Below are 23878 nucleotides of genomic sequence, written 5' to 3'. Positions count from 1 at the left end.
GAACGCCGAAAAAGTTCCGTCCGCGATCAGAGGAAGCCGATGCAGCTATCGGATAGTTCCTGCTTCGGCGCGATGAACGTTAGCTTAGCCGCTGCGCCACTTTTTCCAGTTTTGCAATGTTCAAGTCAAGCAACTTCATGCCGTGCCGCCCGAAGTTGATATGGGCGCGCGTATTGGTGCCGCTGCCTTCGATATCGACGATCACGCCCTCGCCGAATTTCTGGTGCGAGACGGTTTCGCCGACGCGCCAGCCAAGGTCCCGACGGGCAAAGTTTTGCGCGATGGCGTTGGCGCCGTTCTCGGGCGCGTCGACCCATGCCGCCTTTCGGTGCGGGGACCACACCGGCTGGACCTTGGGCGACAACCATTTCAGCGCTTCTTCCGGCAACTCGTCGAAAAAGCGCGATTTCATGTTGTAGCGCGTCTGGCCGTGCAGCATGCGGGTTTGCGAAAAGCTCATGTACAAGCGCTTCTTGGCGCGCGTGATGGCCACATACATCAGGCGGCGCTCTTCCTCCAGCCCGCCCTCTTCCTGCGCACTGTTCTCGTGCGGGAACAAGCCCTCTTCCAGGCCGGTGATGAAGACCGCATCGAACTCCAGGCCCTTGGCCGAATGCACAGTCATCAACTGCAAGGCATCCTGCCCTGCCTGCGCCTGATTGTCGCCCGCTTCCAGCGATGCATGCGACAGGAAAGCCGACAGGGGCGACATCACGGTCGGCAGGGGTGCGTCCGCATCGAGTATCTCGTCGCCGTTGGGCAGCGGCGTTCCGACAACCGCCTGCGTCTTCGGCCCGAGCAGCGCCGGCGCATCGATGCCGAAACCTTCTTCCGACACGAAGAGCATTGCCGCGCTGACCAGCTGCTCCAGGTTTTCGATGCGGTCCGCGCCTTCCTTTTCGCTCTGGTAGTGCGTGATGAGTCCGCACATGTCGAGCACCACTTTCACCATTTCCTGCAGCGGCAGGTTCTGCGTCTCGAAGCGCATGCCCTCGATCAGCTTCACGAAGGCGCCGAGCGAAGCGCCGGCCTTGCCGGTCACGTAGGGCACCGCCGCATACAGCGAAATGCCGTACTGCCGCGCCGCATCCTGCAATTGCTCAAGCGAACGCGCGCCGATGCCGCGCGTCGGGAAGTTCACCACGCGCAGGAAGGCGGAATCGTTGTGCGGGTTATCCATCAGTTGCAGATAGGCGATCGCATGCTTGATTTCGGCGCGCTCGAAGTAGCGCTGGCCGCCATACACGCGATACGGAATGCCGGCGGTGAACAGTGCATGCTCGATCACGCGCGACTGCGCATTGGAGCGGTACAGGATCGCGATCTCGTTGCGCAGCGCACCCTCATTGATCAGACTCTTGGCTTCCTCGATGATCCATTGCGCTTCCTGGATGTCGCTGCTGGCTTCGAAAATGCGTACCGGCTCGCCATGGCCGGCGTCGGTGCGCAGGTTCTTGCCGAGGCGTTTGCTGTTGTTCGCGATCAGTATGTTGGCGGCGTCGAGAATATGTCCATGCGAGCGATAGTTCTGCTCCAGCTTGATCAGGTTCTCGACGTGGAACTCGCGCTCGAAGGCGATCATGTTTCCCACGTTCGCACCACGGAATGCGTAAATGCTCTGGTCGTCGTCACCGACGGCGAAGATCGCGTTGTGCTGCCCGGCCATCAGCTTGAGCCAGTTGTACTGCAGGTTGTTGGTGTCCTGGAACTCGTCGATCAGGATGTGCTTGAAGCGCGATTGATAGTGCTCGCGCAGCGGTTGATTGCGCGACAGCAGTTCATACGAGCGCAACAACAGCTCCGCGAAGTCCACCACGCCTTCGCGCTGGCATTGCTGATCGTAGGCGTCATACAGCTCCACGAACCGGCGGTTGTAATCATCGTTTGCAATGACATCCTTCGCGCGCAGACCTTGCTCCTTCGAACCATTGATGAAATACATCAAATTGCGCGCCGGATATTTTTCATCGTCGACATTCAGCGTCTTCAGCAAACGCTTGATTGCCGACAACTGATCCTGCGAGTCGAGAATCTGGAAGGTCTGCGGCAAGCCCGCATCGCGATAGTGCGCGCGCAGCAGACGATTGCACAGTCCATGGAAAGTACCGATCCACATGCCGCGCGTATTGATCGGCAACATGGCCGACAGGCGCGACATCATCTCCTTGGCTGCCTTGTTCGTGAAGGTCACCGCCAGCACGCCGGACGGCGACACTTGGCCGGTCTGGATCAGCCATGCAATGCGCGTGGTCAGTACGCGGGTCTTGCCTGAACCGGCGCCGGCGAGAATCAGCGCAGGTTGCGCGGGCAGCGTGACGGCGGCGAGTTGCTCGGGATTGAGATTGTGGAGGAGGTTTTGCATTCCCTGATTATAACGGCGCGAGCATTGCGTCTGCGGCTAAATCTCGCCCGGCGGCATTGCTTGACGCACAAGATTGCCCGCACCATAATCGAAGCATATCCGCACTTCATGCAAAAAATGCATTCCTGTTCCATCGACCATCTCTGCGCACCGGGCTTGAACGCCCAGGCAGGGTCACGCGTCGCCGGTGCAGTGAAATCGAAAAAACAGTCGCTCATCTGACCGGGGCGCACTGTCCCGTCAGGTGGGCTGACAGGACAGTAAGCGCAAAGGCCGGTACCACTCCCCCCTCTGTCACACACGTTCTTGCAGATCCTCCTGACGGTGACCTGTCGGTCTGATAATGGGAGTATTTGCAATGACAAGCTTTACAGGTATCTGGGTGCCTCTGGTCACCCCGTTTCGCGGCAATGCGGTCGATTATGCCGCGCTGCAGGCGCTTGCCAGTCGCCTCGTGGAAGCCGGTGTTTCCGGCCTGGTGGTATGCGGTTCGACAGGGGAAGCAGCCGCGCTCGGCGAAGGCGAACAGCTCGAGGCCCTGGACGCGGTCTTGGACACCGTGCCGCAATGTCCGGTCGTGATGGGTCTGGCGGGCAACAATATGGCGCATGTCCTTGCCCGCATGCAGCAGATTCAGCGCCGGCCAATCGCAGGACTGCTCGCACCGCCGCCCTACTACATCCGGCCGTCGCAAGCCGGACTCGTCGATTATTTCCGGGCGCTGGCCGACGCATCGTCGGCGCCCGTCATCCTTTACAACATTCCCTACCGCACCGGCGTTGCGATCGAACCGAGCACCTTCAGGACGATCGCGCAGCATGAGCGCATCGTCGCCGTGAAGGACTGCGGCGGCGATCAGTCCTTGACCATGCGCCTGATGGGGGACAGGCAATTGCAGGTGCTCGCCGGCGAAGACCACCTGCTCCTTTCCACGCTCTGCCTTGGCGGCAGCGGAGCAATAACCGCATCCGCTCATATTCGCCCGGACCTGTTTGTGCGGATCGCGCAACTTGTTCGCAATGAGGCCTTAAGCGAGGCGAGGGAAATTTTCTATCGACTGCTCCCATTGATCCGCCTGCTGTTCAGGGAACCGAATCCGGGTCCGCTCAAGGCGGCGCTTTCCATGATGGGAGACATGCAGGATATGTTGCGTGCGCCCATGCACAGCGCTTCGGCCGAGACGAAGGAGCAACTGGCACGCGAGCTGCGGCGCCTGGAATGCCTGTAGGCGAATCGGAAGGGCACGAGTTGCCCTTCCACCTGATGCGCGCAGGGCGATTACAATGGTTTTTCAACCACGATCCGAGAGGCTCCATTGGCACAGCAAGTTCCTGCGCATATCGATCCGGCCGACGAAGCATACTGGTCCGGCATCCGCGACCAGTATGTCCTGAACGACGAGGTGATCAACCTCGAAAACGGTTTTTTCGGCGTTCCGTCGAAGCCGGTCCAGCAAGCGCTTGAAGAATACAACCGCCTGGTCAACCGGGAAGGAAGCTTCTTCATGCGCACCCGGTATCCGCAACGGCTGGCCGCCGTCGTGAAGACGCTTGCCGATTTCACCGGTGCATCGGAGGAAGAACTGCTCATCGTGCGCAACCCGACCGAGGGCATGAACATCCTGATCCAGGGCTATCCCTTCCTCCCGGATGATGAAGTCGTGATCGGCAATCAGGATTACGACAGCGTGGACGAGACGCTGCAGATGATGCAGCAACGCGGTCGCCTCAAGCTGGTGCGCATTGCCTTGCCGTTTCATCCGAAAAACGATGAGGAAATCGTTGCACTCTACGAAAACGCGATCACACCGAAGACGCGCGTGCTGCTGGTCACGCATATCCTGCACAGGACAGGCCAGATCCTGCCGGTGGCAAAAATCGCGGACATGGCGCAGCGTCGGGGTATCGATGTCTTTGTCGATGCGGCACATTCCTTCGCCCACCTCGATTACCGCCTGCCGCAGCTTGGCAGCAGTTTTGTCGCGGCGCACCTTCATAAATGGCTGGGCGCGCCACTGGGCGTGGGCCTGCTTTACATCCGCAAGGAACGTGTGCGCGACATCGCCCCCTTGTTCGGCGACACGACGCATGCCGATTCGGATATCCGCAAGCTCGGGCATTTCGGCACCACCCCGCCGGCCCCCGAACTCGCGATCGAAGACGCGATCGCTTTTCACAACATGATTGGCGGCAGCAACAAGGAAGCGCGCCTGCGTTACCTGAAGGACTACTGGACCAGCCGCGTCAAGCGGCTGCCGGGAATCGAATTGATGGTGCCGGATGATCCGCGGCGCTCATGCGCGATCGCGGCATTCAGGGTGAACGGGAAAGACGCGCAGGACGTCGCGGAATATCTTTTTCAGGCGCACCGGATATTCACTGTGGCGCCGATCGTCAATGGCGAGCGCGTGGTGCGCGTCACTCCGCATTTGTACAACACGCCCGCCGAGCTGGACAAGTTGGTGGCGGCGCTGGAAGCCTTGAAGTAATCGGCGAGGCGAGCGCCTTGCGCCCGCCGTCGTCTGTTGCAATCAGGATTTGAACAGATTCACGAATCGGCGCGCCGCCGCCTCGGGATCGTCGACCATGTAGACGCTGCTGATCGCGGCAACCATGTCCGCACCATTAGCTACCAGCGGCTCGGCATTCTCCGGCGTCATGCCACCGATCACGACATTTGGCACCGGCACTTCAGTCCGGGCCTGCGTGACGATGTCGGGAGAGGTCGAGACTTCGTATTTCTTCACCCGCGAAGGATAGAAACCGCCAAAAGCCACATAGCTTGCCCCGGCCTGCTGCGCGTCGCGCGCGAGTTGCAGGCTGCCATAGCAGGAGGCGCCAACAATCTTGTCCGGACCGACTGCGGCGCGCACTTGCGCGATGGGCGCATCGGTTCCGCCGACGTGAATGCCGTCCGCATCCAGCTCCATGCACAGGTCGACGAAATCGTTGACGATGAACGGCCGCCCGTAATTGCGGCACAGCGCCAACAAGGCCGCCGCCTGTTCCTTGCGCAATTGCGGGCTTGCCGTCTTGTGCCTGTATTGCACCAGCGCCGCGCCTCCGCGCAGACCTGCCTCGGTGACGTCCAGCAGTTTCTGCGTGTCGTCCCAGTCAGGGGTTACCAGATACAAACCTTTCATTTTTCCTCCTCCAGCGGTACGCAGCGATTCGGAATGCGCTGCCCATCCGCAATCGCATAGGCCGACTGCAAGGCCTGATGGCAATAGGCCTGCGCTTCTTCAATGGCCTCCACCATGGGCTTGCCGCGCGCAAGCAGCGCGGCGATAGCCGACGCCAGTGTACAGCCGGTGCCGTGAAAACTGCCTTCCAGTCGCGGCCAAGTCCATGTGCACTGATTGCCATTGGTGAACCAGCGGTTCACCACATCCGGCCCGCTGTCATGGCCGCCTTTGATCAACACGTTCGGGCAATAGCTCAACAGGGTCTCGACTTGCGTATCGAGCCGCCGGTCGCCACCGCACAAGGCCGACGCCTCCGGCAGATTCGGCGTGACGAGCGTTGCGAGCGGCAGCAGCGACGCGATCGCCTGCACCGGATTGTCCTGCGACAGGCTGTCGCCATGACCGCTAGCCAGCACCGGGTCGAGCACCACAGGCAGATTGGGCCTGCGCTGCTTCATCAGCAGAATCGTGTCCGCAATTGCGTCTGCATTGGCACGATTGCCGACGATGCCGATCTTGACGGCGGCGATGTCCATCTTGCTGATCAATGCATGTGCCTGCTGTTGCACCAGACCGGCAGGGACCGGATGGACATTGAACACATGGTCGTTGTCCTGTACCGTCAGTGCTGTAATCGCGGACAAGGGATGCGCACCGAGCGCGGAAATCGCAAGTATGTCCGCCTGCAGTCCCGCGCCGCCGCTCGGGTCCGAACCGGCGAAAACCAGGACGCTGGGGCGAATCATGTTGCGCGCCCCTCCATCGGCGACGAAGGCGAAGCGGCAAATTTCTTCGGAATGCGGCCAGCCAGATACGCGTCACGACCGGCCTCGACGGCAAGCATCATTGCACGTGCCATGCGGATCGGATCGCGTGCGCCTGCAATCGCAGTATTCATCAGCACGCCATCGCAGCCCAGCTCCATGGCAATGGCGGCATCCGACGCCGTGCCGACGCCGGCATCGACCAGCACCGGAACCTTCGATTGTTCAATGATCAGCGACAGGTTCCACGGATTGAGGATGCCCATGCCGGAGCCGATCAGCGAGGCCAGCGGCATCACCGCCACGCAGCCGATTTCCTCCAGCATGCGCGCCTGGATCGGGTCGTCGCTGCAGTACACCATCACGTCGAAACCATCCTTCACCAGCGTCTCCGCTGCCTTCAGCGTTTCCGGCATGTTGGGGAACAGGGTCTTCTGATCGCCGAGGACTTCGAGCTTGACCAGCTTGTGGCCATTCAGCAGTTCGCGCGCGAGCTGCAAGGTGTACACCGCATCCTTCGCGGTGTAGCAGCCCGCGGTGTTGGGCAGGATGGTGTACTTCGACGGCGGCACCACGTCGAGCAGGTTGGGCGCGTTCGGGTCCTGACCGATGTTGACGCGGCGAATCGCCACGGTAATGATTTCGGCGCCGCTGGCTTCCGTCGCAGCGCGGGTTTCCTCGAGGTCGCGGTACTTGCCACTACCGACCAGCAGGCGGGAGCGGTAAGCTTTGCCGGCAATGATGAGGGGCTGGTCTTGATTCATGTCTTGATGTGTTTGCATAAGAGCTCCGTTTCCGCTCCCTCCCCTGCCAGGGGAGGTATTTCCGTACAGCTTAACCGCCGCCGATCGCGCGCACGATGTCCACCCGATCGCTCGGCTGCAACACCCGCTGCGCCCACATATGCCTCGGCACCACCTCGCGATTGATCGCCACCGCCAGCGACTTGCTCGTCAAGTCGAGCGAGGCGATCAACTCCTGCACGTTCAGGTTTTCGGTGATCGGATGCGGCGTTCCGTTCAGTTCGATTTCCATACGCAGTTGGCCCATCATTGCTTGCGATAGAGTTCCGCGCCGGTCTTCACGAATTCCACCGCCTTTTCTTCCATCCCCTTCTTCAGCGCCTCCTCGTCGGACACGCCTTGCGAAGCGGCGAAGTCGCGCACGTCCTGCGTGATCTTCATCGAGCAGAAGTGCGGGCCGCACATCGAGCAGAAATGCGCGACCTTGGCGGAATCCTTCGGCAGCGTTTCGTCGTGGAAGTCGCGCGCCTTGTCCGGATCGAGACCGAGATTGAACTGGTCTTCCCAGCGGAATTCGAAGCGCGCCTTGGACAGGGCGTTGTCGCGGATCTGCGCACCCGGATGGCCCTTGGCGAGATCGGCGGCATGCGCAGCCAGCTTGTAGGTGATGATGCCTTCCTTCACGTCGGCCTTGTTCGGCAGGCCGAGGTGTTCCTTCGGCGTGACGTAGCACAGCATCGCGGTGCCAAACCAGCCGATCATCGCAGCACCAATGCCGGATGTGATGTGGTCGTAGCCGGGTGCAATGTCGGTGGTCAGCGGCCCGAGCGTGTAGAAAGGTGCTTCGTGGCAGTCCTTCAGCTCCAGCTCCATGTTTTCCTTGATCAGCTGCATCGGCACATGGCCGGGGCCTTCGATCATCACCTGCACGTCATGCTTCCAGGCGATCTGCGTCAGCTCGCCCAGCGTCTTCAGTTCGCCCAGTTGCGCTTCGTCGTTGGCGTCGAAGATCGAACCGGGGCGCAAGCCGTCGCCCAGCGAGAACGACACATCGTATGCCTTCATGATTTCGCAGATGTCTTCGAAGTGCGTGTACAGGAAGGATTCCTTGTGATGCGCGAGGCACCACTTGGCCATGATGGAGCCGCCGCGCGAGACGATGCCGGTCAGGCGCTTGGCGGTCAGCGGCACGTATTGCAGGCGCACGCCGGCGTGGATGGTGAAGTAGTCGACGCCCTGCTCGGCTTGCTCGATCAATGTGTCGCGGAAGATTTCCCAGGTCAGGTCTTCGGCTTTGCCGTTCACCTTTTCCAGAGCCTGATAGATCGGCACGGTACCGATCGGCACCGGCGAATTGCGGATGATCCATTCGCGCGTTTCGTGAATGTGCTTGCCGGTGGACAGGTCCATCACGGTATCGCCGCCCCAGCGGATCGCCCAAGTCATCTTCTCGACTTCTTCGCCGATCGACGAGGTCACTGCCGAATTGCCGATGTTGGCATTGATCTTCACCAGGAAATTGCGCCCGATGATCATCGGTTCGCTTTCCGGATGGTTGATGTTGGCGGGAATGATGGCGCGGCCGCAGGCGATTTCGGAGCGCACGAATTCCGGCGTGATCTCGGACGGAATCGCGGCGCCGAAGGATTGCCCCGGATGCTGGCGGCCCATCAGGTCGGCCAGCTTCTGTCCCATCGGACCGGATGACTTCAGACCCTCAAGGTATTCCTTGCGACGCAGATTTTCGCGGATCGCGATGTATTCCATTTCCGGCGTGATGATGCCCTGACGCGCATAGTGCATCTGCGTCACGTTCTTGCCGGCCTGTGCACGGCGCGGCTTGCGATGCAGGTTGAAGCGCAGCTCGGTCAGCTTCGGATCATTCAGGCGCTCGACCCCGTACTGCGAAGAAGGACCGGACAATTCCTCGGTATCGCCGCGTTCGGCGATCCAGCCCGCGCGCAATGCCGGCAGGCCGGAGCGAATGTCGATCTTGATGCTCGGATCGGTGTACGGGCCCGAGGTGTCGTAGACATAGATCGGCGGATTCTTTTCCGCGCCCATCGAGGCCGGCGTGTCGGACTGGCTGATTTCGCGCATCGGGACGCGAATGTCGGGACGCGAACCTTCGACGTAGATCTTGCGGGAATTCGGTAGCGGCTGGATTGCCGCTTCATCCACCTTGGCGGTGGCGGCGAGGAATTGGGGATTGGCGTTCATGATGCTCCTTTGCTAAGACGGTAAAGCGAAGGAGCGGCGGAAAAAGGAGGGACTGGCTTTCCGGATGCTTCCCTTCGCTGGCATTACCCAGATCAGGTTCGAGGGTGTTTCTCACCCGGCCACTCGGCCAGGACCCCTAGCGTTACACCGTCCGGAGCAATCGCCCCAAACGGATAATGCGCGAATTATACGCCAACAGGCGCCAAAGTCCGAGGCAAATCCACCATGTCCCTTATAATGGATGGTTTCGCAGAAACACAAATCAAATCATGGAATTAGCAAAGTCTTTCGAGCCCGCCGACATCGAGAAACACTGGCGTAACGAATGGGAAAAGCGCGGTTACTACACCGCAAGCACCCATGCCGACAAACCCTCGTTCAGCATCCAGTTGCCGCCGCCCAACGTGACAGGCACGCTGCACATGGGCCACGCATTCAACCAGACCGTGATGGACGGTTTGACCCGCTATTACCGCATGCGCGGCCACAACACCGCCTGGATTCCCGGCACCGACCACGCCGGCATCGCGACCCAGATCGTGGTGGAACGCCAGCTCGACGCGCAAAAAATTTCCCGCCATGACCTCGGCCGCGAAAAATTCCTGGAAAAGGTGTGGGAGTGGAAGGAAAAATCCGGTTCCACCATCACCGGCCAGATGCGCCGCCTCGGCGCTTCGACCGACTGGACACGCGAATACTTCACGATGGACGAGAAGATGTCCAAGGCGGTCACCGAAGTGTTCGTGCGCCTGTACGAACAGGGGCTGATCTACCGCGGCAAGCGCCTCGTCAACTGGGATCCGAAACTGCACACCGCCGTGTCCGACCTCGAAGTGGTGTCGGAGGAAGAAGACGGCAACATGTGGCACATCCGTTATCCGCTCGCGGATGGCAGCGGCCACATCACAGTCGCCACCACCCGCCCGGAGACCATGCTGGGCGACGTCGCCGTGGCAGTCGATCCGACCGACGAACGCTACATGCACCTCGTCGGCAAGCTGCTGAAACTGCCGCTCACCGACCGCGAAATTCCGATCATCGCCGACGACTACGTCGACAAGGAATTCGGCACCGGCTGCGTGAAGATCACGCCGGCGCATGACTTCAACGACTACGCGATCGGCCAGCGCCACCAACTCGCGCAGATCAACATCATGACGCTGGACGCGAAGATCAACGAGAACGCGCCGGCGAAATACCAGGGCATGGACCGTTACGACGCGCGCAAGCAGATCGTCGCCGATCTCGAAGCCCTCGGTCTGCTCGAATCGGTCAAGCCGCACAAGCTGATGGTGCCGCGCGGCGACCGCACCGGCGTGGTGATCGAACCGATGCTGACCGACCAGTGGTTCGTCGCAATGAGCAAGCCGGCACCCGAAGGCACGCACTTCCCCGGCAAGTCGATCGCCGAAGTCGCTCTGGAAAAGGTCACCGACGGCTCGATCAGGTTCATCCCCGAAAACTGGACCACCACTTACAACCAGTGGCTCAATAACATCCAGGACTGGTGCATCTCGCGCCAATTGTGGTGGGGTCACCAGATCCCGGCATGGTACGACGAAGACGGCAAGATTTACGTTGCACGCAATGAAGAAGACGCGAAGGCACAAGCTGAAGGCAAGTCGCTGACGCGCGAAAGCGACGTGCTCGACACCTGGTTCTCGTCTGCGCTGGTACCTTTCTCCTCGCTGGGCTGGCCGGAGGAAACGCCGGACTACAAGATGTTCCTGCCCTCGTCCGTGCTGGTGACGGGCTTTGACATCATCTTCTTCTGGGTGGCGCGCATGGTCATGATGACCACGCACTTCACCGGCAAGGTGCCGTTCGAGAAGGTGTACGTGCACGGCCTGGTGCGCGACGCCAGCGGCCAGAAGATGTCCAAGTCCAAGGGCAACACACTCGACCCGATCGACCTGATCGACGGCATCGACGTCGAATCGCTGGTCGCCAAGCGCACCACCGGCCTGATGAATCCGAAGCAGGCGGAGAGCATTGCGAAAGCCACGCGCAAGGAATTCCCGAATGGCATTGCGGCCTTCGGCACCGATGCATTGCGCTTCACCATGGCGAGCTACGCCTCGCTCGGCCGCAACATCAACTTCGACCTCAACCGCTGCGAAGGCTATCGCAACTTCTGCAACAAGCTGTGGAATGCGACCCGCTTCGTGCTGATGAACACCGAAGGCAAGGATTGCGGTTTCGATCCCGCCACCTGCGGACCTGACCGCGACTTCTCGCAGGCCGACCGCTGGATCGTGTCGCTCCTGCAGCGCACCGAAGCCGAGGTCGAAAAAGGCTACGCCGACTACCGCTTCGACAACATCGCCTCTGCGATCTACAAGTTCGTCTGGGACGAGTACTGCGACTGGTATCTGGAAGTCGCCAAGGTGCAGATCCAGAACGGCACGGAAGCGCAGCAGCGCGCCACGCGCCGCACTTTGCTGCGCGTGCTGGAAACGGTGCTGCGTCTCGCGCATCCGGTCATCCCCTTCATCACCGAGCAGTTGTGGCAGACCGTCGCACCGCTGACCGGCCGCAAGATGGATCCGGCAGTCGATTCGATCATGCTGCAGCCGTATCCGCAGCCGAACCTCGACAAGCTCGACGAGCAGGCCGAAGCATGGATGGCGCAACTGAAGTCGATGACCGATGCCTGCCGCAACCTGCGCGGCGAGATGCAATTGTCGCCCGCGCAGCGCGTACCGCTGATCATCGAAGCGGCGCCCGCCGATCAGGAACAACTGAAATCGTTTGTGCCCTATCTGCAAGCCCTGGCAAAACTGGCCGACGTGCAAGTCGTCGACACTCTGCCGGAGTCGCCGGCGCCGGTCTCCATCGTTGGCACGGCAAAGCTGATGTTGAAAGTCGAAATCGACATCGCCGCCGAGCGCGAGCGTCTCTCCAAGGAAATCACTCGCCTCGAAGGTGAAATTACCAAGGCCAACGCCAAACTCGGCAATGAAAGCTTCGTTGCCCGCGCTCCCGCGCAGGTCGTTGCTCAAGAGAAAGACCGTCTCTTGACTTTCGGAGCCACACTCCAAAAACTGCGCGAGCAATTTGATATATTGCAAAAGAAGTAACGATTAGTCGCGCCAAACTTCTGCTCTGTTCGCGATCGCGTGAACAGAGCAGAAGCGTTTTCACGGCCTGAGGACGGCAATTCAGGTCGCGGTGCCATTTAATCCTAGGAGACAAAAAGATGATTCGACGATTAGTCACTTTCAGCCTGGCAGCGGCTACCCTCGCTGCCTCCGGCGCATGGGCGCAGCAAGCCACAGCGGTCGGCGTATGGAAAACCATTGATGACGAGACCGGCAAACCGAAATCCCTGGTTCGCATCAGCGAAAGCAACGGCGAGTTGCGCGGCAAGATCGAGAAGCTGTTCCGCGAAGCCGGTGAAGAGCAGAACCCGAAATGCGACAAATGCGAGGGCTCGCTGAAAGACCAGCCTATCCTCGGCATGACGATCATCACCGGGATGAAGAAGGACGGCGACGAATACAATGGCGGCCAGATCCTCGATCCTGCGAACGGCAAGGTCTACAGGAGCAAGATGTCCGTCATCGACGGCGGCAAGAAGCTTGATGTGCGCGGATATATCGGCGTGCCGCTGCTTGGCCGCACCCAGACCTGGATTCGCGCCGAATAACATCGCTGGATCCGAACAAAAAAGGCGCCACGCAGGCGCCTTTTGTTTTTAGAGCCCGAGTCGCTCAATGGGTCAGCTTCAGGCCGATGATGCCTATCAGGATCAAGGCGACGCAGGCCAGCCGCACAGCCGTTGCCGGCTCGTTGAACAAGAGGATACCGACAATCGCCGCTCCTGCCGCGCCCATTCCGGTCCACACTGCATACGCTGTCCCGACCGGCAAGGTCTTCAGGGTCCAGCCCACCATGGCAAAGCTGATCACCGACACGCCCAGCCCGGCAAGCGCATAACCCCAGCGGGTATAGCCTTCCGACTGCTTGAACAGGATGACCCAGACAATTTCGAGCAAACCGGCGATAAACAGAACAGTCCAGGCCAAGTCGAATCCCCGTGCGACAGCGATGAATTGATCCGTGCTCGTCAGACGAAAGACACGGTCAGTCCCGGCAAGCTGACGCCGGAGAATGCCGAAGTCCAGGTTTCGCCCGGTTTGATCGGGCACACGTCCGTCCAGGTGCCGGTGGTAATGATTTCACCCGCCGACAAGGGCGGAAACTGCGGCTGCGTCTTGAGCACCTCATGCAAATGCCACAAGGCGTGCAGCGGACTGCCGAGCACATCGCTGCCGAATCCGGCCGAACGCAGCTCGTCACCACATGACAGCGACAGGCTGGCATGCGCGAGGACATTGCCGAGGTTGCGCCGGCTGGCGGCGGACAAGACCTTCGGCTCGCCGATGATCAGGGATCCGTGCAGGCCGAATGCGGCGATCGAATCCACCATTTCAAACTTCCAGCCAGGGAACGGACACACCACGATTTCGAAGGCATGCGCCATCCATTCGATGCATTCCGCCAATTCCTCGATGGTTGCTTCGGCTGCCGGCGTTTTCCCGAGCCGGAAAACCAGCTCCGGACCGATGCGCGGCTGCAAGGCGCCCTGCAAGCTCTGGATGCCGCGGTTGTCTTCGGTGTAGCGCACCGTCGAATCGAACACCGGAGTCCAGATCGGCGTGCTGATAGGTGCGTTGACGCCGTACCTTGACCAGATCTTGCGATTGGTAAAACCGATCTTGCGTCCGATCATGGTCTCGCCCTGAGCGGTACGGATATCGGTCAGGCTCTTGACGATATCGTAGCTATCGTCCAGCGACAGCGTCGCAGTAGTCGACAGCGGCGGAATCAGCTGTGCCTTGGCACGCGCGTCGAGCAATTGGTGCGCAAAGCGGTTTGCTTGGGTGGACATCAGCATGGCGGGACTCGATTGGAAATGAAGTGTGCGCAGGGGATCACTTGCTCTGCGGTGTCAGCGCTGCCCCGGACACTTTACGCGGGTACCATACCGCAGGATTGCGTTTGGTCAAGCAAAAAAAGTGCGCCCGTACGAAAACAAACATTATAGGGGCATCTTTGCAGTTTTTTAAGAAGTTGGAATGACTACCGTATTTCTACGGATGTCAGGCAGACAACTCAGGGAAAAGGTTCCCGCACAATGCCCTGCCGGGCGATGCCTGTCCAGCGGCGGATTGCAGGAAAGCAAACCCGTTTCCGACCCGGACGGAACCTAATGCTGCTCCCACAAATCGCCGTTCTGGGCACGCGGCGCGGTTACGCCGAAGTGGGTATACGCCGTCGGCGTTGCGATTCTGCCGCGCGGAGTGCGTTGCAAATAGCCTTGCTGAATCAGGTAGGGTTCCAGCACATCCTCGATGGTGTCGCGCTCTTCGCCGATCGCGGCCGCGAGATTGTCGAGCCCGACCGGGCCGCCATTGAACTTGAACAACACCGCTTCCAGCAGCTTGCGGTCCATCACGTCGAATCCGACCGGATCGACGTCCAGCATTTTCAGTGCCGCATCCGCCATCATCTTGGTAATCTCGCCATTGCCCTTCACCTCCGCGTAGTCGCGCACGCGGCGCAGCAAGCGGTTGGCAATACGCGGTGTGCCGCGGCTGCGCTTGGCGATTTCCAATGCGCCCTCATCCACGATCACCGCGTTGAGCAGGGACGCGCTGCGCGTCACGATCCTGGCAAGTTCTGCGGGAGTATAGAACTCCAGCCGTGCGACGATGCCGAAGCGGTCACGCAAAGGGTTGGTCAGCATGCCGGCACGCGTGGTCGCGCCCACCAGCGTGAAGGGCTGCAAGTCCAGGCGCACCGAACGTGCCGCCGGCCCCTCGCCGATCATGATATCGATCTGATAATCTTCCAGCGCCGGATACAGGATTTCCTCGACCACCGGCGAAAGACGATGAATCTCATCGATGAACAACACATCGTTCGGCTCGAGGTTGGTCAGCAAGGCAGCCAGGTCGCCGGCACGTTCCAGTACCGGGCCGGAAGTCTGGCGCAGATTGACGCCCATCTCGCGCGCGATGATGTGCGCCAGCGTGGTCTTGCCGAGCCCGGGAGGACCGAACAGCAAGGTATGGTCCAGCGCTTCCCGGCGCTGCCGCGCTGCGGTGATGAAAATCTCCAGTTGCGCATGAATCTTTTCCTGCCCCACATACTCGTCCAGCTGTTTCGGGCGCAACGCACGCTCGATCGCCTCCTCGTTGGTCGAGGCCGGCGTGGCGGAGATGATCCGCTGTTCGGTGAAATTGTCAGTCTGGATACTCATAAAACCATTCCTTCATCATGCCTTGGACAGTGCCTTCAGCGCGAGCTTGATGCCCTCCGAAACGCCGGTTCCCGCCGGAACCTGCTTCAAGGCCAGCATCGCTTCCTTGTCCGAATAGCCAAGCGCGATCAATGCATTGAGGACATCGGAGGTCGCGTCGTGTTGCATGGCGCCGCTCACTGCCCCCAGGTCGGCGCCGAGCTTGCCCTTGAGCTCCAGCAGCAGACGCTCGGCGGTCTTCTTGCCGATGCCCGGAATCCTGGTCAGCCGCCCGGCCTCCTGCAGCGTGATCGCCTGCGACAGATCCGCGACCGACATGCCTGACAGGATCGACAAGGCTGTACGCGCGCCCACGCCGGAAATCTTGATCAATTGCTTGAACACGTTGCGCTCTTCCGCGGTGCCGAAACCGTACAGCAGATGCGCATCCTCGCGCACCGCCATATGCGTCAGCAACACCACCTTTTCACCCATCGCCGGCAAGTTGTAAAAGGTGCTCATCGGCACATCGATTTCATAGCCGACGCCACCGCAATCAACCAGCAATTGGGGCGGATTTTTCTCAAGCAGAGTTCCGGAAATGCGACCTATCATGGCAAATAGCGTATTGAAAAGTTGGCAGCTTGTAGGCAATTGCGGGGGGAGCCGAGCGCCTCGCCGCGGCACATCGCAGCCGAGAGTTTCTTCAACACCCTGTCAGATGAATCATACAGGACATTGATCGCTGCCCACATCGCCCATTGTGTATTTCCCGATTAACCGGGACTATTCGGCAGGCAAGGATTTTTTTCCATGGAAAAGGCTCCAACCGACAATGCAGAATCCACGGCCTCGTCCTTCGTCTTCAAGCGCAGGGCGGCGGTCTCGGGTGATTTGAGGCGATTCTTGAAACGACAGATGCGCTTGCGGCTACAACGCCTACTTCGCAGTAATCAGCTCAGGCTTTCGCTGTACTGGGCAGGTACGGTGCTCGGCATGATCTGGGCAGCACCGCTGACCTTGTTCGGGCTGCTGCTCGGCCTGCCGGTGGCTTTGTTTCGCGGTCATCTGCAACTGGTGCGCGGCCATACCATCGCGCTGCTGGCGCGCGGCCCGATCGCGGACTGGATTCTCAACCGCCATCCATTCGGCCCCATGAACGCGATGGCGCTCGGCCACGTCGTGATCGCGGAACGCCAGGGCTTGTCGTCGCGCGTACTCGTCCACGAACTCGCGCATGTCCGGCAAGCCTCGCGCTGGGGCCCGGTTTTTCCGTTTGCCTATCTGGCGTCCAGCTTCTGGGCATTCATGCGCGGACGCGATGCATACTGGCATAACCGGTTTGAAATCGCCGCGCGCAAAGCCGAGAAACACTTTTAACCGATAAGCCGCCCGCGCCGCACGCGCAATCCCTTCTTCGCGAGCGCCGGTGCCAGGCCGCCAAGCGTGGACAATGCCTCGCCGCTATGCGCGTGGCAGATGGCCACACCCAATGCGTCCGCCGCGTCGGTGCTTGGCATGCCGGACAACATCAGCAGACGTTGCACCATATCCTGCACCTGCTGCTTCTGCGCCTTGCCATGACCGACGACCGCCTGCTTGATTTGCAAAGCGGTGTATTCCGCTACCGCCAGGTCCGCACTCACCAACGCACAAATCGCCGCGCCGCGAGCCTGGCCGAGCAATAGCGTCGATTGCGGATTGACGTTGACGAACACCTTTTCAATCGCCGCACAATCGGGCGTATAGGTGCGAATGATTTCCGAAACGCCGCTGAGGATGGTCTTCAGTCGCTGCGGCAGGTCCGCATCGAGCGTCTTGATGGTGCCGGAAGCAATATAGCTGAGCTTGCTGCCCTGCTTGCTGATTACGCCGAAACCGGTGGTACGCAGGCCGGGGTCGATGCCGAGGATTTTCATGCATTAGCCATTCCCGCTTGCGCGGGAACGGCTCTCAAAGAGTTCAATGACGGAAATGACGCGTCCCCGTAAACAGCATCACCACGCCGCGCTCGTCGGCCGCGTCGATCACTTCCTGATCGCGCATCGAACCACCCGGATGAATCACGCTGGTTGCGCCGGCGTCGACCACCACGTCGAGACCGTCGCGGAACGGGAAGAAGGCATCCGAAGCCACGGCAGAACCGCTCAAGGACAAGCCGGCGTTCTGCGCCTTGATCGACGCAATGCGCGCCGAATCAACGCGGCTCATCTGGCCTGCGCCAACGCCCAGCGTCATGCCATTACCGCAGAATACGATGGCATTCGACTTCACGAACTTGGCAACACGCCACGCGAACATCAGGTCCTGCATCTGCTGCGGCGTCGGCTGCTTCTTGGTCACCACTTTCAACTCGGCGACGACAACGTTCTTTGCATCGGGCGACTGGATCAGCAAGCCGCCGCCGACGCGCTTGCAGTCGTAGGCATTGATGACACGGGCCAGCGGGATTTCAAGCAAGCGCACATTCTGACGTGCCGCGAAAACCTGCCTCGCTTCCGCGCTGAACGACGGCGCAATCAGCACTTCGACAAACTGCTTGGAGACTGCTTCTGCGGCCTTTCCGTCGAGTTCACGATTGAAGGCGATGATGCCACCGAAGGCCGAAGTCGGATCGGTCTGAAATGCCTTGGAATAGGCTTCCAGCGGATCGGCACCGATCGCGACGCCGCAAGGGTTGGCATGCTTGATGATCACGCAGGCCGCGCTGTTGTCAGATGCATCAAACGTCTTCACGCACTCCCACGCGGCGTCGGCATCAGCGATGTTGTTGTACGACAGTTCCTTGCCCTGCAATTGCTTGTAATTCGCGAGCGATCCGGCCACCGGCGCAAGGTCGCGGTAGAACGCCGCGGACTGATGCGGGTTTTCGCCGTAGCGCATCTCCTGCACTTTTTCAAAATGCAGGTTGAGCGTTTGCGGATAAGCGCTGCGCGTCGCGTGCTGCTTGTCTTCGCCCAACGCAGTCAGGTAATTGGTAATCGCACCATCGTACTGCGCGGTGTGCGCGAACACTTTTTTCGCCAATGCGAATTTGGTGTCGTAACCGACTTCGCCCTTGTTCGCCTTCATCTCGTCCAGCACGCGACCGTAGTCGGCCGGATCGCAAACCACCACGACGTCCTTGTGATTCTTGGCCGACGAGCGCAGCATGGTCGGGCCGCCGATATCGATGTTTTCAATGGCGTCTTCCAGCGTGCACTGATCCTTGGCGACCGTTTGCTGAAACGGATACAGGTTCACTACCACCATGTCGATGGTCGGGATGCCATGCTTCTGCAACGCCGCCACATGCTCCGGCAGATCGCGGCGCGCCAGGATGCCGCCATGCACTTTGGGATGCAGCGTCTTCACGCGACCATCGAGCATTTCGGGAAAGCCGGTGTAATCCGCAACCTCGGTCACCTTCACGCCGTTATCGGCCAGCAGTTTCGCCGTGCCGCCGGTGGACAGGATATTCACGCCCATGGCAGACAATGCCTTCGCAAAGTCCAGGACGCCGGTCTTGTCGGAGACCGAAATAAGAGCTTGTTTGATCATGATGAACGTGCAGGAAGTGATTGATAACGTAAAAACGGTGCCGCCGGCCTGCGCCGACTGACTGCCTTTACGTTATGGATCACAGCAATCCGTGTTGCTGCAGTTTCTTTCGCAATGTATTGCGATTAATGCCCAGCATTTCGGCGGCCAGCGACTGATTGCCATCAGCACGCTCCATCACCGCTTCGAGAATCGGTTTTTCCACGGTAAAGACCACCATTTCATAGACATTCGACGGCTGCTGTTCGCCCAGATCCTTGAAGTATTTCTCAAGACTTTTCTTGACGACGTCCTGGATGTTGTCTTTGCTCATGGAAGTAATGTATTGTAATTTTTATATTTTTACGCGGCCAGCTTTTGCTCGGCAAGGCCGTATTGTAACCGGTCGCCGAAGGTCGCCTGAGATTCGAAAAATGCATCAACGGCTGCGAGTTGTTCTTCACAGCTTTCGAGCCGGTTCATCTGCTGCCGGAACGCTTCGCCGCCTGACAAATCGCGCACATACCAACCGATATGTTTGCGAGCCGTGCGCAAGCCCATGTACTCGCCGTAAAACGCGTAATGCGCCTGCAGATGCTCGTTCATCAATGCGCGCACTTCCGCAACCAGCGGAGGCGGCAGGTATTGTCCGGTACGCAGGAAGTGATCGATCTCGCGGAAAATCCATGGCCTCCCTTGCGCAGCGCGGCCGATCATCACCGCATCGGCTCCAGTCACATCCAGCACATGCCTAGCTTTCTCCGGCGAGGTGATATCACCATTGGCCACCACCGGAATCGACACCGTGGCCTTTACCGCCGCGATCGTTTCATACTCCGCCTCGCCACCATAACCGTCAGCGCGTGTCCGGCCGTGCAAGGTCAGCATCGCGATGCCGCTTTCCTGCGCCATGCGCGCGATGGTCAACGCATTCTTGTTCTGGCGATTCCATCCGGTGCGAAATTTCAGCGTGACAGGTACATCGACGGCCGTCACCACCGCATCGAGAATCTCGCCGACCAGCTTCTCGTTCTGCAGCAGGGCCGATCCGCACCAGCTGCTGCAGACCTTCTTGACCGGGCAACCCATGTTGATATCGATGATCTGCGCACCGCGATCGACATTGAACTTGGCGCATGTCGCGAGTACGGACGGATCGGCACCTGCGATCTGCACCGCCTTCGGCTCCATCTCGCCATCGTGATTCGTGCGGCGCGCCGTCTTCTCGCTGTCCCACAGGCGCGGGTCCGACGCCGCCATTTCCGATACCGCATAGCCGGCGCCTAGCTGCTTGCACAGCTGACGGAAAGGCCGATCCGTCACTCCGGCCATGGGAGCGACGAAAACATTGTTTCGGAGGAAGTGAGGACCGATATTCACGGAATTGAGAGGTGGGCGCGGATACAAGCCGCTATTTTAGCCGCTCCGGGGCATCCATCAAATTGGCAATACCAATGATTGGACGCAACATATAGGCGAGAGCGACGCCGTCGCTCGAATTGCTTATTCCCGATCAATTTCATCAAGCGACTGTTGCGTCTCGAGATGACTCACATCGCCCCAGTGCAGAAGTTGCAGCTCTTTCCCGTTCCAAACGAAACGATTGATACTCGCATTGAAGATATCGAAGTCGCGTGCATGCTCGAATCCCACGTCCTGGGCGGCGCGATACGCGCATTCGAGCACGCCGCCGTGCGCAACCAGCGCAATCCTGCGATACTGGCCCTGAGACGCAATGCGGATGATGGTGCTGACCGCGCGCTGCGAAAACTCGCGCAAGGTCTCCGCTTCATGCACACCTTTCGGAAAGCGTGCGTCGATGTCGCGCGACTGCCAGGCAGCATACGCTTCCGGATAGCGCTGTTCGATTTCGGCGTACAACATGCCTTCGAACGCACCGTAGCATCGCTCGCGCAAACCGGGATCAAGCCCGACCGTCATGCCGCGCGGCGCAGCAATCGCTGTTGCAGTCTGCCGTGCCCGTTGCAAGTCGCTGGAGAAGATGGCATCCAGCGGCTCGCCCATCAGCGCATAGCCAAGCGCTGCCGCCTGCAGTTCACCTTCCGCATTGAGCGGAATATCGAGATGCCCCTGCAGGCGTTTCCTGGCGTTCCACGCAGTTTCACCGTGGCGTATCAACAAGATTTCTGTCACAAAAACTCCGGATTCCTCTACTGAACCTAACCAGCCTTTGCCAGTTTCGGGTTGAGCGTATAAGTGCCCGCTATTTTAGCTTCACCAAGAATATGGCCGCGCATCGCGTCGCGCACCTGCTGGCCGCTGAACTTGCCCTCGACCGGCAAGCGCTCGACGTCCAGCGCATACAAGGTGAAGACGTAGTGATGCATGATCGAGTCGTTCCATGGCGGGCAAGGGCCGTCATAACCGAAATAATCGCCAGCCATATCCTTGTCGCCGGCAAACCAGCCGGTGTAATCGTTGATGCCGTGACGACCGGGACGCCCGCCACCAATCTCCGGCCCGGGCTTCCCGCGCGGCGTCACTTCATTGCTGTACTGCCCCGCCGAGATGGACGACACGCTCGCCGGCAGATCGATCAAGACCCAATGAAAAAAATCGACACGCGGCAGATCAGCCGGCACCGTCTTGCCTTCCTGATTCACATCGTCGCCGCGCGACGGAACGTCATAGTCGTGACAGATCAGCGCCAGCGATTTGGTGCCTGCCGGCAGATCGCTCCAGGCCAAGTGAGGATTCCTGTTGGCCGACAGGGTCACATGCGTTGCCGGATCAATGACGCCAAAGGCGAATTCGCCGGGAATAGCGGTGCCATCCTTGAATGATTCGCTCCAGAGTTTCATCTTGACCTCCTGTGATTATTGGTTGACGGATAGTGTGTGATGCTGCTGGAACTCATCGATGAGATGAGTTTTTCCTATTGTGCTTTATGACACGGCCGGCGGTTTGATCTGCAACCAGAATGTCACCGGACCATCGTTGGTCAATGACACCTGCATGTGCGCACCGAACCGGCCTGTTTCGACGCATGAATGCTTCGCACGCGCCCGTCCTGCAAAAAAATCGAACAGGCGTCGGCCTTCATCGGGCGCCGCCGCCGGTGTGAATGAGGGTCGCGTTCCCGATTGCGTGTCGGCCGCCAGCGTGAATTGCGGCACCAGCAGCAATCCGCCTTGCGTGTCCACCACGCTGCGATTCATCTTGCCGGCATCGTCCGCAAATACCCGGTAAGACAGCAGCTTGACCAGCAAGGCATCGGCTTCCCTTTCGCTGTCGTTGCGCTCGGCGCAGACCAGCACCATCAAGCCCTTGCCGATCGCGCCGACGGTCTCGCCTTCCACCGTGACTTTTGCTTCGAGAACCCGCTGCAGCAGTGCGATCATGCCGACCTACGCCAGCGTGACGCGAGCAAACTTGCGCTTCCCGACCTGAAGTACAAAGGTGCCCGCTTCGACCTTCAATCCCTTGTCGCTGATCGTCGCGCCGTCTATGCGCACGCCGCCCTGCTCTACCATGCGCAAGGCCTCCGAGGCGGACGGGCAGAGATTGGCCTGCTTCAGCAACTGCCCGATGCCAAGCGGCGCTCCCGACAAGCTGACTTCGGGAATGTCATCGGGAATGCCGCCGCGAGCGCGGTTGTTGAAGTCCGCCAACGCATCTTCCGCTGCCTTCCCGGAATGAAAGCGCGCAACGATTTCCTGGGCGAACAAGACCTTGAGATCGCGGGGATTGCGGCCGCCTTCGACTTCCTTCTTGAACTGTTCGATTTCCGCAGTCGAGCGGAAAGACAGCAACTCGTAATACCGCCACATCATCGTGTCCGAAATGCTCATCAGCTTGCCGAACATCGTATTCGCCGGTTCGGTAATGCCGACGTAGTTGCCTTTCGACTTCGACATTTTCTCGACACCATCGAGGCCTTCGAGCAAGGGCATGGTCAGGATGCATTGCGGCTCCTGCCCGTAATGCTTTTGCAGTTCGCGGCCAACCAACAAATTGAATTTCTGATCCGTACCGCCGAGTTCCAGATCGGATTTGAGCGCCACTGAGTCGTAGCCTTGCATCAACGGGTACAGCAGTTCGTGCACTGAAATCGGCGTGCCGGCTTTGAAACGCTTTGTAAAATCTTCGCGTTCGAGAATACGCGCCACGGTATATTTTGCAGCGAGCTGAATCATGCCGCGCGCGCCAAGCGGATCCGACCACTCGGAGTTGTAGCGAATCTCGGTGCGTGCCGGATCAAGAACCAGGCTCGCCTGAGCGAAGTAGGTTTTGGCGTTTTCTTCAATCTGCTCGCGGGTCAGCGGCGGACGTGTGACATTGCGGCCGGACGGGTCGCCGATCATCGACGTGAAATCGCCGATAAGAAAAATCACCGTATGGCCCAGGTTTTGCAATTGCCGCATCTTGTTGAGCACGACCGTATGTCCGAGATGCAAATCGGGCGCGGTCGGATCGAGACCGAGCTTGATGCGCAAAGGCGTTCCGGTCTTTTCGGAGCGCGCAAGCTTTTGCGCAAATTCGGTTTCGATCAACAATTCATCGACACCGCGCTTGGCGACGGCCAAGGCTTCCTGAACGGAATCCGACATTGGCAGTGCGTCAGGCGCGGCATTGTTGTTTTGCAAGTTCTGGGAGACGTCCATGAGCTGAGAAAAATTAAAAATCCATCGTGAAAAATCCATACCATGGCTTGGTATAATCGCTGCTTATTTTCAACCTTGCAATGCAACAACAAAAGCAGCAGGATGAAAATCGAGGCTTGTGAAGCGCACAGGTGAAGCACTGTCTCACTCTCGGTGACGGAACACAGGTGCAGCGAGGCGATTGCCTCAGCATGCGCGCCCTTCCGGAACTATC

The 23878-nt window shown here is 59.6% G+C and carries 23 protein-coding genes and 1 riboswitch; of the genes, 5 read left to right on the top strand and 18 right to left on the bottom strand.

What is annotated here, in order from left to right; genetic code table 11:
* Positions 1-79: 79 nt before the first annotated feature.
* A complete protein-coding gene (locus E6W33_RS18595; protein WP_136418818.1) occupies positions 80-2362 on the bottom strand; it encodes a UvrD-helicase domain-containing protein in 2283 nt (760 codons plus the stop codon).
* Positions 2363-2720: 358 nt separating this feature from the next.
* On the opposite strand from E6W33_RS18595, the gene dapA reads away from it, so the two are divergent.
* Entirely contained in the window at positions 2721-3590 is an 870-nt protein-coding gene (gene dapA / locus E6W33_RS18590; RefSeq protein ID WP_136418817.1) for a 4-hydroxy-tetrahydrodipicolinate synthase, read from the top strand.
* An 87-nt stretch (positions 3591-3677) separates the two neighbouring features.
* Positions 3678-4850: an aminotransferase class V-fold PLP-dependent enzyme gene (locus E6W33_RS18585; RefSeq protein WP_168798691.1), complete on the top strand. Its 1173-nt coding sequence runs from the start codon at positions 3678-3680 to the stop codon at positions 4848-4850.
* 42 nt (positions 4851-4892) lie between these two features.
* On the opposite strand, the gene thiE is transcribed toward E6W33_RS18585, so the two are convergent.
* The 5 genes from thiE to thiC all read right to left on the bottom strand — a co-directional run bounded on the left by thiE (position 4893) and on the right by thiC (position 9273).
* The gene (gene thiE, locus E6W33_RS18580; protein ID WP_136418815.1) at positions 4893-5504 is read right to left on the bottom strand and encodes a thiamine phosphate synthase; all 612 of its coding nucleotides are present in this window, start codon (positions 5502-5504) and stop codon (positions 4893-4895) included.
* Complete coding sequence (locus E6W33_RS18575; RefSeq protein ID WP_136418814.1) at positions 5501-6292, bottom strand: hydroxymethylpyrimidine/phosphomethylpyrimidine kinase; 792 nt, start codon at positions 6290-6292, stop codon at positions 5501-5503. Before E6W33_RS18575 ends, thiE begins: the two co-directional genes overlap by 4 nt.
* Positions 6289-7074: a thiazole synthase gene (locus E6W33_RS18570; RefSeq protein ID WP_211097382.1), complete on the bottom strand. Its 786-nt coding sequence runs from the start codon at positions 7072-7074 to the stop codon at positions 6289-6291. The genes E6W33_RS18575 and E6W33_RS18570 overlap by 4 nt, the downstream gene beginning before the upstream one ends.
* A 70-nt stretch (positions 7075-7144) precedes the next feature.
* Positions 7145-7363, bottom strand: a complete 219-nt coding sequence (gene thiS, locus E6W33_RS18565; RefSeq protein WP_247869692.1) for a sulfur carrier protein ThiS — start codon at positions 7361-7363, stop codon at positions 7145-7147.
* Positions 7360-9273, bottom strand: a complete 1914-nt coding sequence (gene thiC / locus E6W33_RS18560; protein WP_136418812.1) for a phosphomethylpyrimidine synthase ThiC — start codon at positions 9271-9273, stop codon at positions 7360-7362. Before thiC ends, thiS begins: the two co-directional genes overlap by 4 nt.
* A 52-nt stretch (positions 9274-9325) precedes the next feature.
* Positions 9326-9421, bottom strand: a riboswitch (TPP riboswitch).
* 121 nt (positions 9422-9542) lie between these two features.
* Between thiC and E6W33_RS18555 the strand changes: the two genes are divergently transcribed.
* The gene (locus tag E6W33_RS18555) at positions 9543-12353 is read left to right on the top strand and encodes a valine--tRNA ligase (protein ID WP_136418811.1); all 2811 of its coding nucleotides are present in this window, start codon (positions 9543-9545) and stop codon (positions 12351-12353) included.
* Positions 12354-12472: 119 nt separating this feature from the next.
* Entirely contained in the window at positions 12473-12922 is a 450-nt protein-coding gene (locus E6W33_RS18550) for a DUF2147 domain-containing protein (protein WP_136418810.1), read from the top strand.
* Between the two features lie 64 nt (positions 12923-12986).
* Here E6W33_RS18550 and E6W33_RS18545 read toward each other — a convergent pair whose 3' ends face one another.
* From E6W33_RS18545 to ruvA, 4 genes are all read right to left on the bottom strand, one after another.
* Positions 12987-13301 (bottom strand): multidrug efflux SMR transporter, encoded by a 315-nt coding sequence (locus tag E6W33_RS18545; RefSeq protein ID WP_136418809.1) that lies wholly within the window; start codon positions 13299-13301, stop codon positions 12987-12989.
* A gap of 41 nt (positions 13302-13342) precedes the next feature.
* Positions 13343-14173 carry a fumarylacetoacetate hydrolase family protein gene (locus tag E6W33_RS18540; protein ID WP_211097380.1) on the bottom strand — a complete coding sequence of 277 codons (831 nt, stop codon included), beginning with the start codon at positions 14171-14173 and terminating at the stop codon, positions 13343-13345.
* Between the two features lie 312 nt (positions 14174-14485).
* A complete protein-coding gene (gene ruvB / locus E6W33_RS18535) occupies positions 14486-15541 on the bottom strand; it encodes a Holliday junction branch migration DNA helicase RuvB (protein ID WP_136418808.1) in 1056 nt (351 codons plus the stop codon).
* A 15-nt stretch (positions 15542-15556) separates the two neighbouring features.
* Complete coding sequence (gene ruvA / locus E6W33_RS18530) at positions 15557-16135, bottom strand: Holliday junction branch migration protein RuvA (RefSeq protein ID WP_136418807.1); 579 nt, start codon at positions 16133-16135, stop codon at positions 15557-15559.
* A 198-nt stretch (positions 16136-16333) separates the two neighbouring features.
* Here ruvA and E6W33_RS18525 point away from each other — a divergent pair, with 198 nt between their 5' ends.
* Entirely contained in the window at positions 16334-16900 is a 567-nt protein-coding gene (locus tag E6W33_RS18525; protein ID WP_136418806.1) for a hypothetical protein, read from the top strand.
* Here the strand turns inward: E6W33_RS18525 and ruvC are convergent.
* The 8 genes from ruvC to tyrS form a co-directional block, all read right to left on the bottom strand.
* Positions 16897-17439 carry a crossover junction endodeoxyribonuclease RuvC gene (gene ruvC, locus E6W33_RS18520; RefSeq protein ID WP_136418805.1) on the bottom strand — a complete coding sequence of 181 codons (543 nt, stop codon included), beginning with the start codon at positions 17437-17439 and terminating at the stop codon, positions 16897-16899. The two genes, E6W33_RS18525 and ruvC, sit on opposite strands and share 4 nt — an antisense overlap.
* A 43-nt stretch (positions 17440-17482) precedes the next feature.
* Positions 17483-19060, bottom strand: a complete 1578-nt coding sequence (gene purH, locus E6W33_RS18515) for a bifunctional phosphoribosylaminoimidazolecarboxamide formyltransferase/IMP cyclohydrolase (protein WP_136418804.1) — start codon at positions 19058-19060, stop codon at positions 17483-17485.
* Between the two features lie 79 nt (positions 19061-19139).
* On the bottom strand, positions 19140-19373 hold the full coding sequence (locus E6W33_RS18510; RefSeq protein WP_119740369.1) for a Fis family transcriptional regulator: 234 nt from the start codon (positions 19371-19373) through the stop codon (positions 19140-19142).
* A 29-nt stretch (positions 19374-19402) separates the two neighbouring features.
* Entirely contained in the window at positions 19403-20419 is a 1017-nt protein-coding gene (gene dusB, locus E6W33_RS18505; protein WP_136418803.1) for a tRNA dihydrouridine synthase DusB, read from the bottom strand.
* 123 nt (positions 20420-20542) lie between these two features.
* On the bottom strand, positions 20543-21193 hold the full coding sequence (locus E6W33_RS18500; protein WP_136418802.1) for a histidine phosphatase family protein: 651 nt from the start codon (positions 21191-21193) through the stop codon (positions 20543-20545).
* A gap of 26 nt (positions 21194-21219) precedes the next feature.
* The gene (locus E6W33_RS18495) at positions 21220-21861 is read right to left on the bottom strand and encodes a YbhB/YbcL family Raf kinase inhibitor-like protein (RefSeq protein WP_136418801.1); all 642 of its coding nucleotides are present in this window, start codon (positions 21859-21861) and stop codon (positions 21220-21222) included.
* 84 nt (positions 21862-21945) lie between these two features.
* A complete protein-coding gene (gene dtd / locus E6W33_RS18490; protein ID WP_136418800.1) occupies positions 21946-22401 on the bottom strand; it encodes a D-aminoacyl-tRNA deacylase in 456 nt (151 codons plus the stop codon).
* A gap of 6 nt (positions 22402-22407) precedes the next feature.
* Positions 22408-23664, bottom strand: coding sequence for a tyrosine--tRNA ligase (tyrS, locus tag E6W33_RS18485; protein ID WP_136418799.1), 1257 nt, complete (start codon positions 23662-23664; stop codon positions 22408-22410).
* Between the last annotated feature and the right edge of the window lie 214 nt (positions 23665-23878).

Source organism: Herbaspirillum sp. ST 5-3, from assembly GCF_004804275.1.
Classification (GTDB): domain Bacteria; phylum Pseudomonadota; class Gammaproteobacteria; order Burkholderiales; family Burkholderiaceae_D; genus Noviherbaspirillum.
This window is presented reverse-complemented; position numbering and strand designations above follow the sequence as displayed.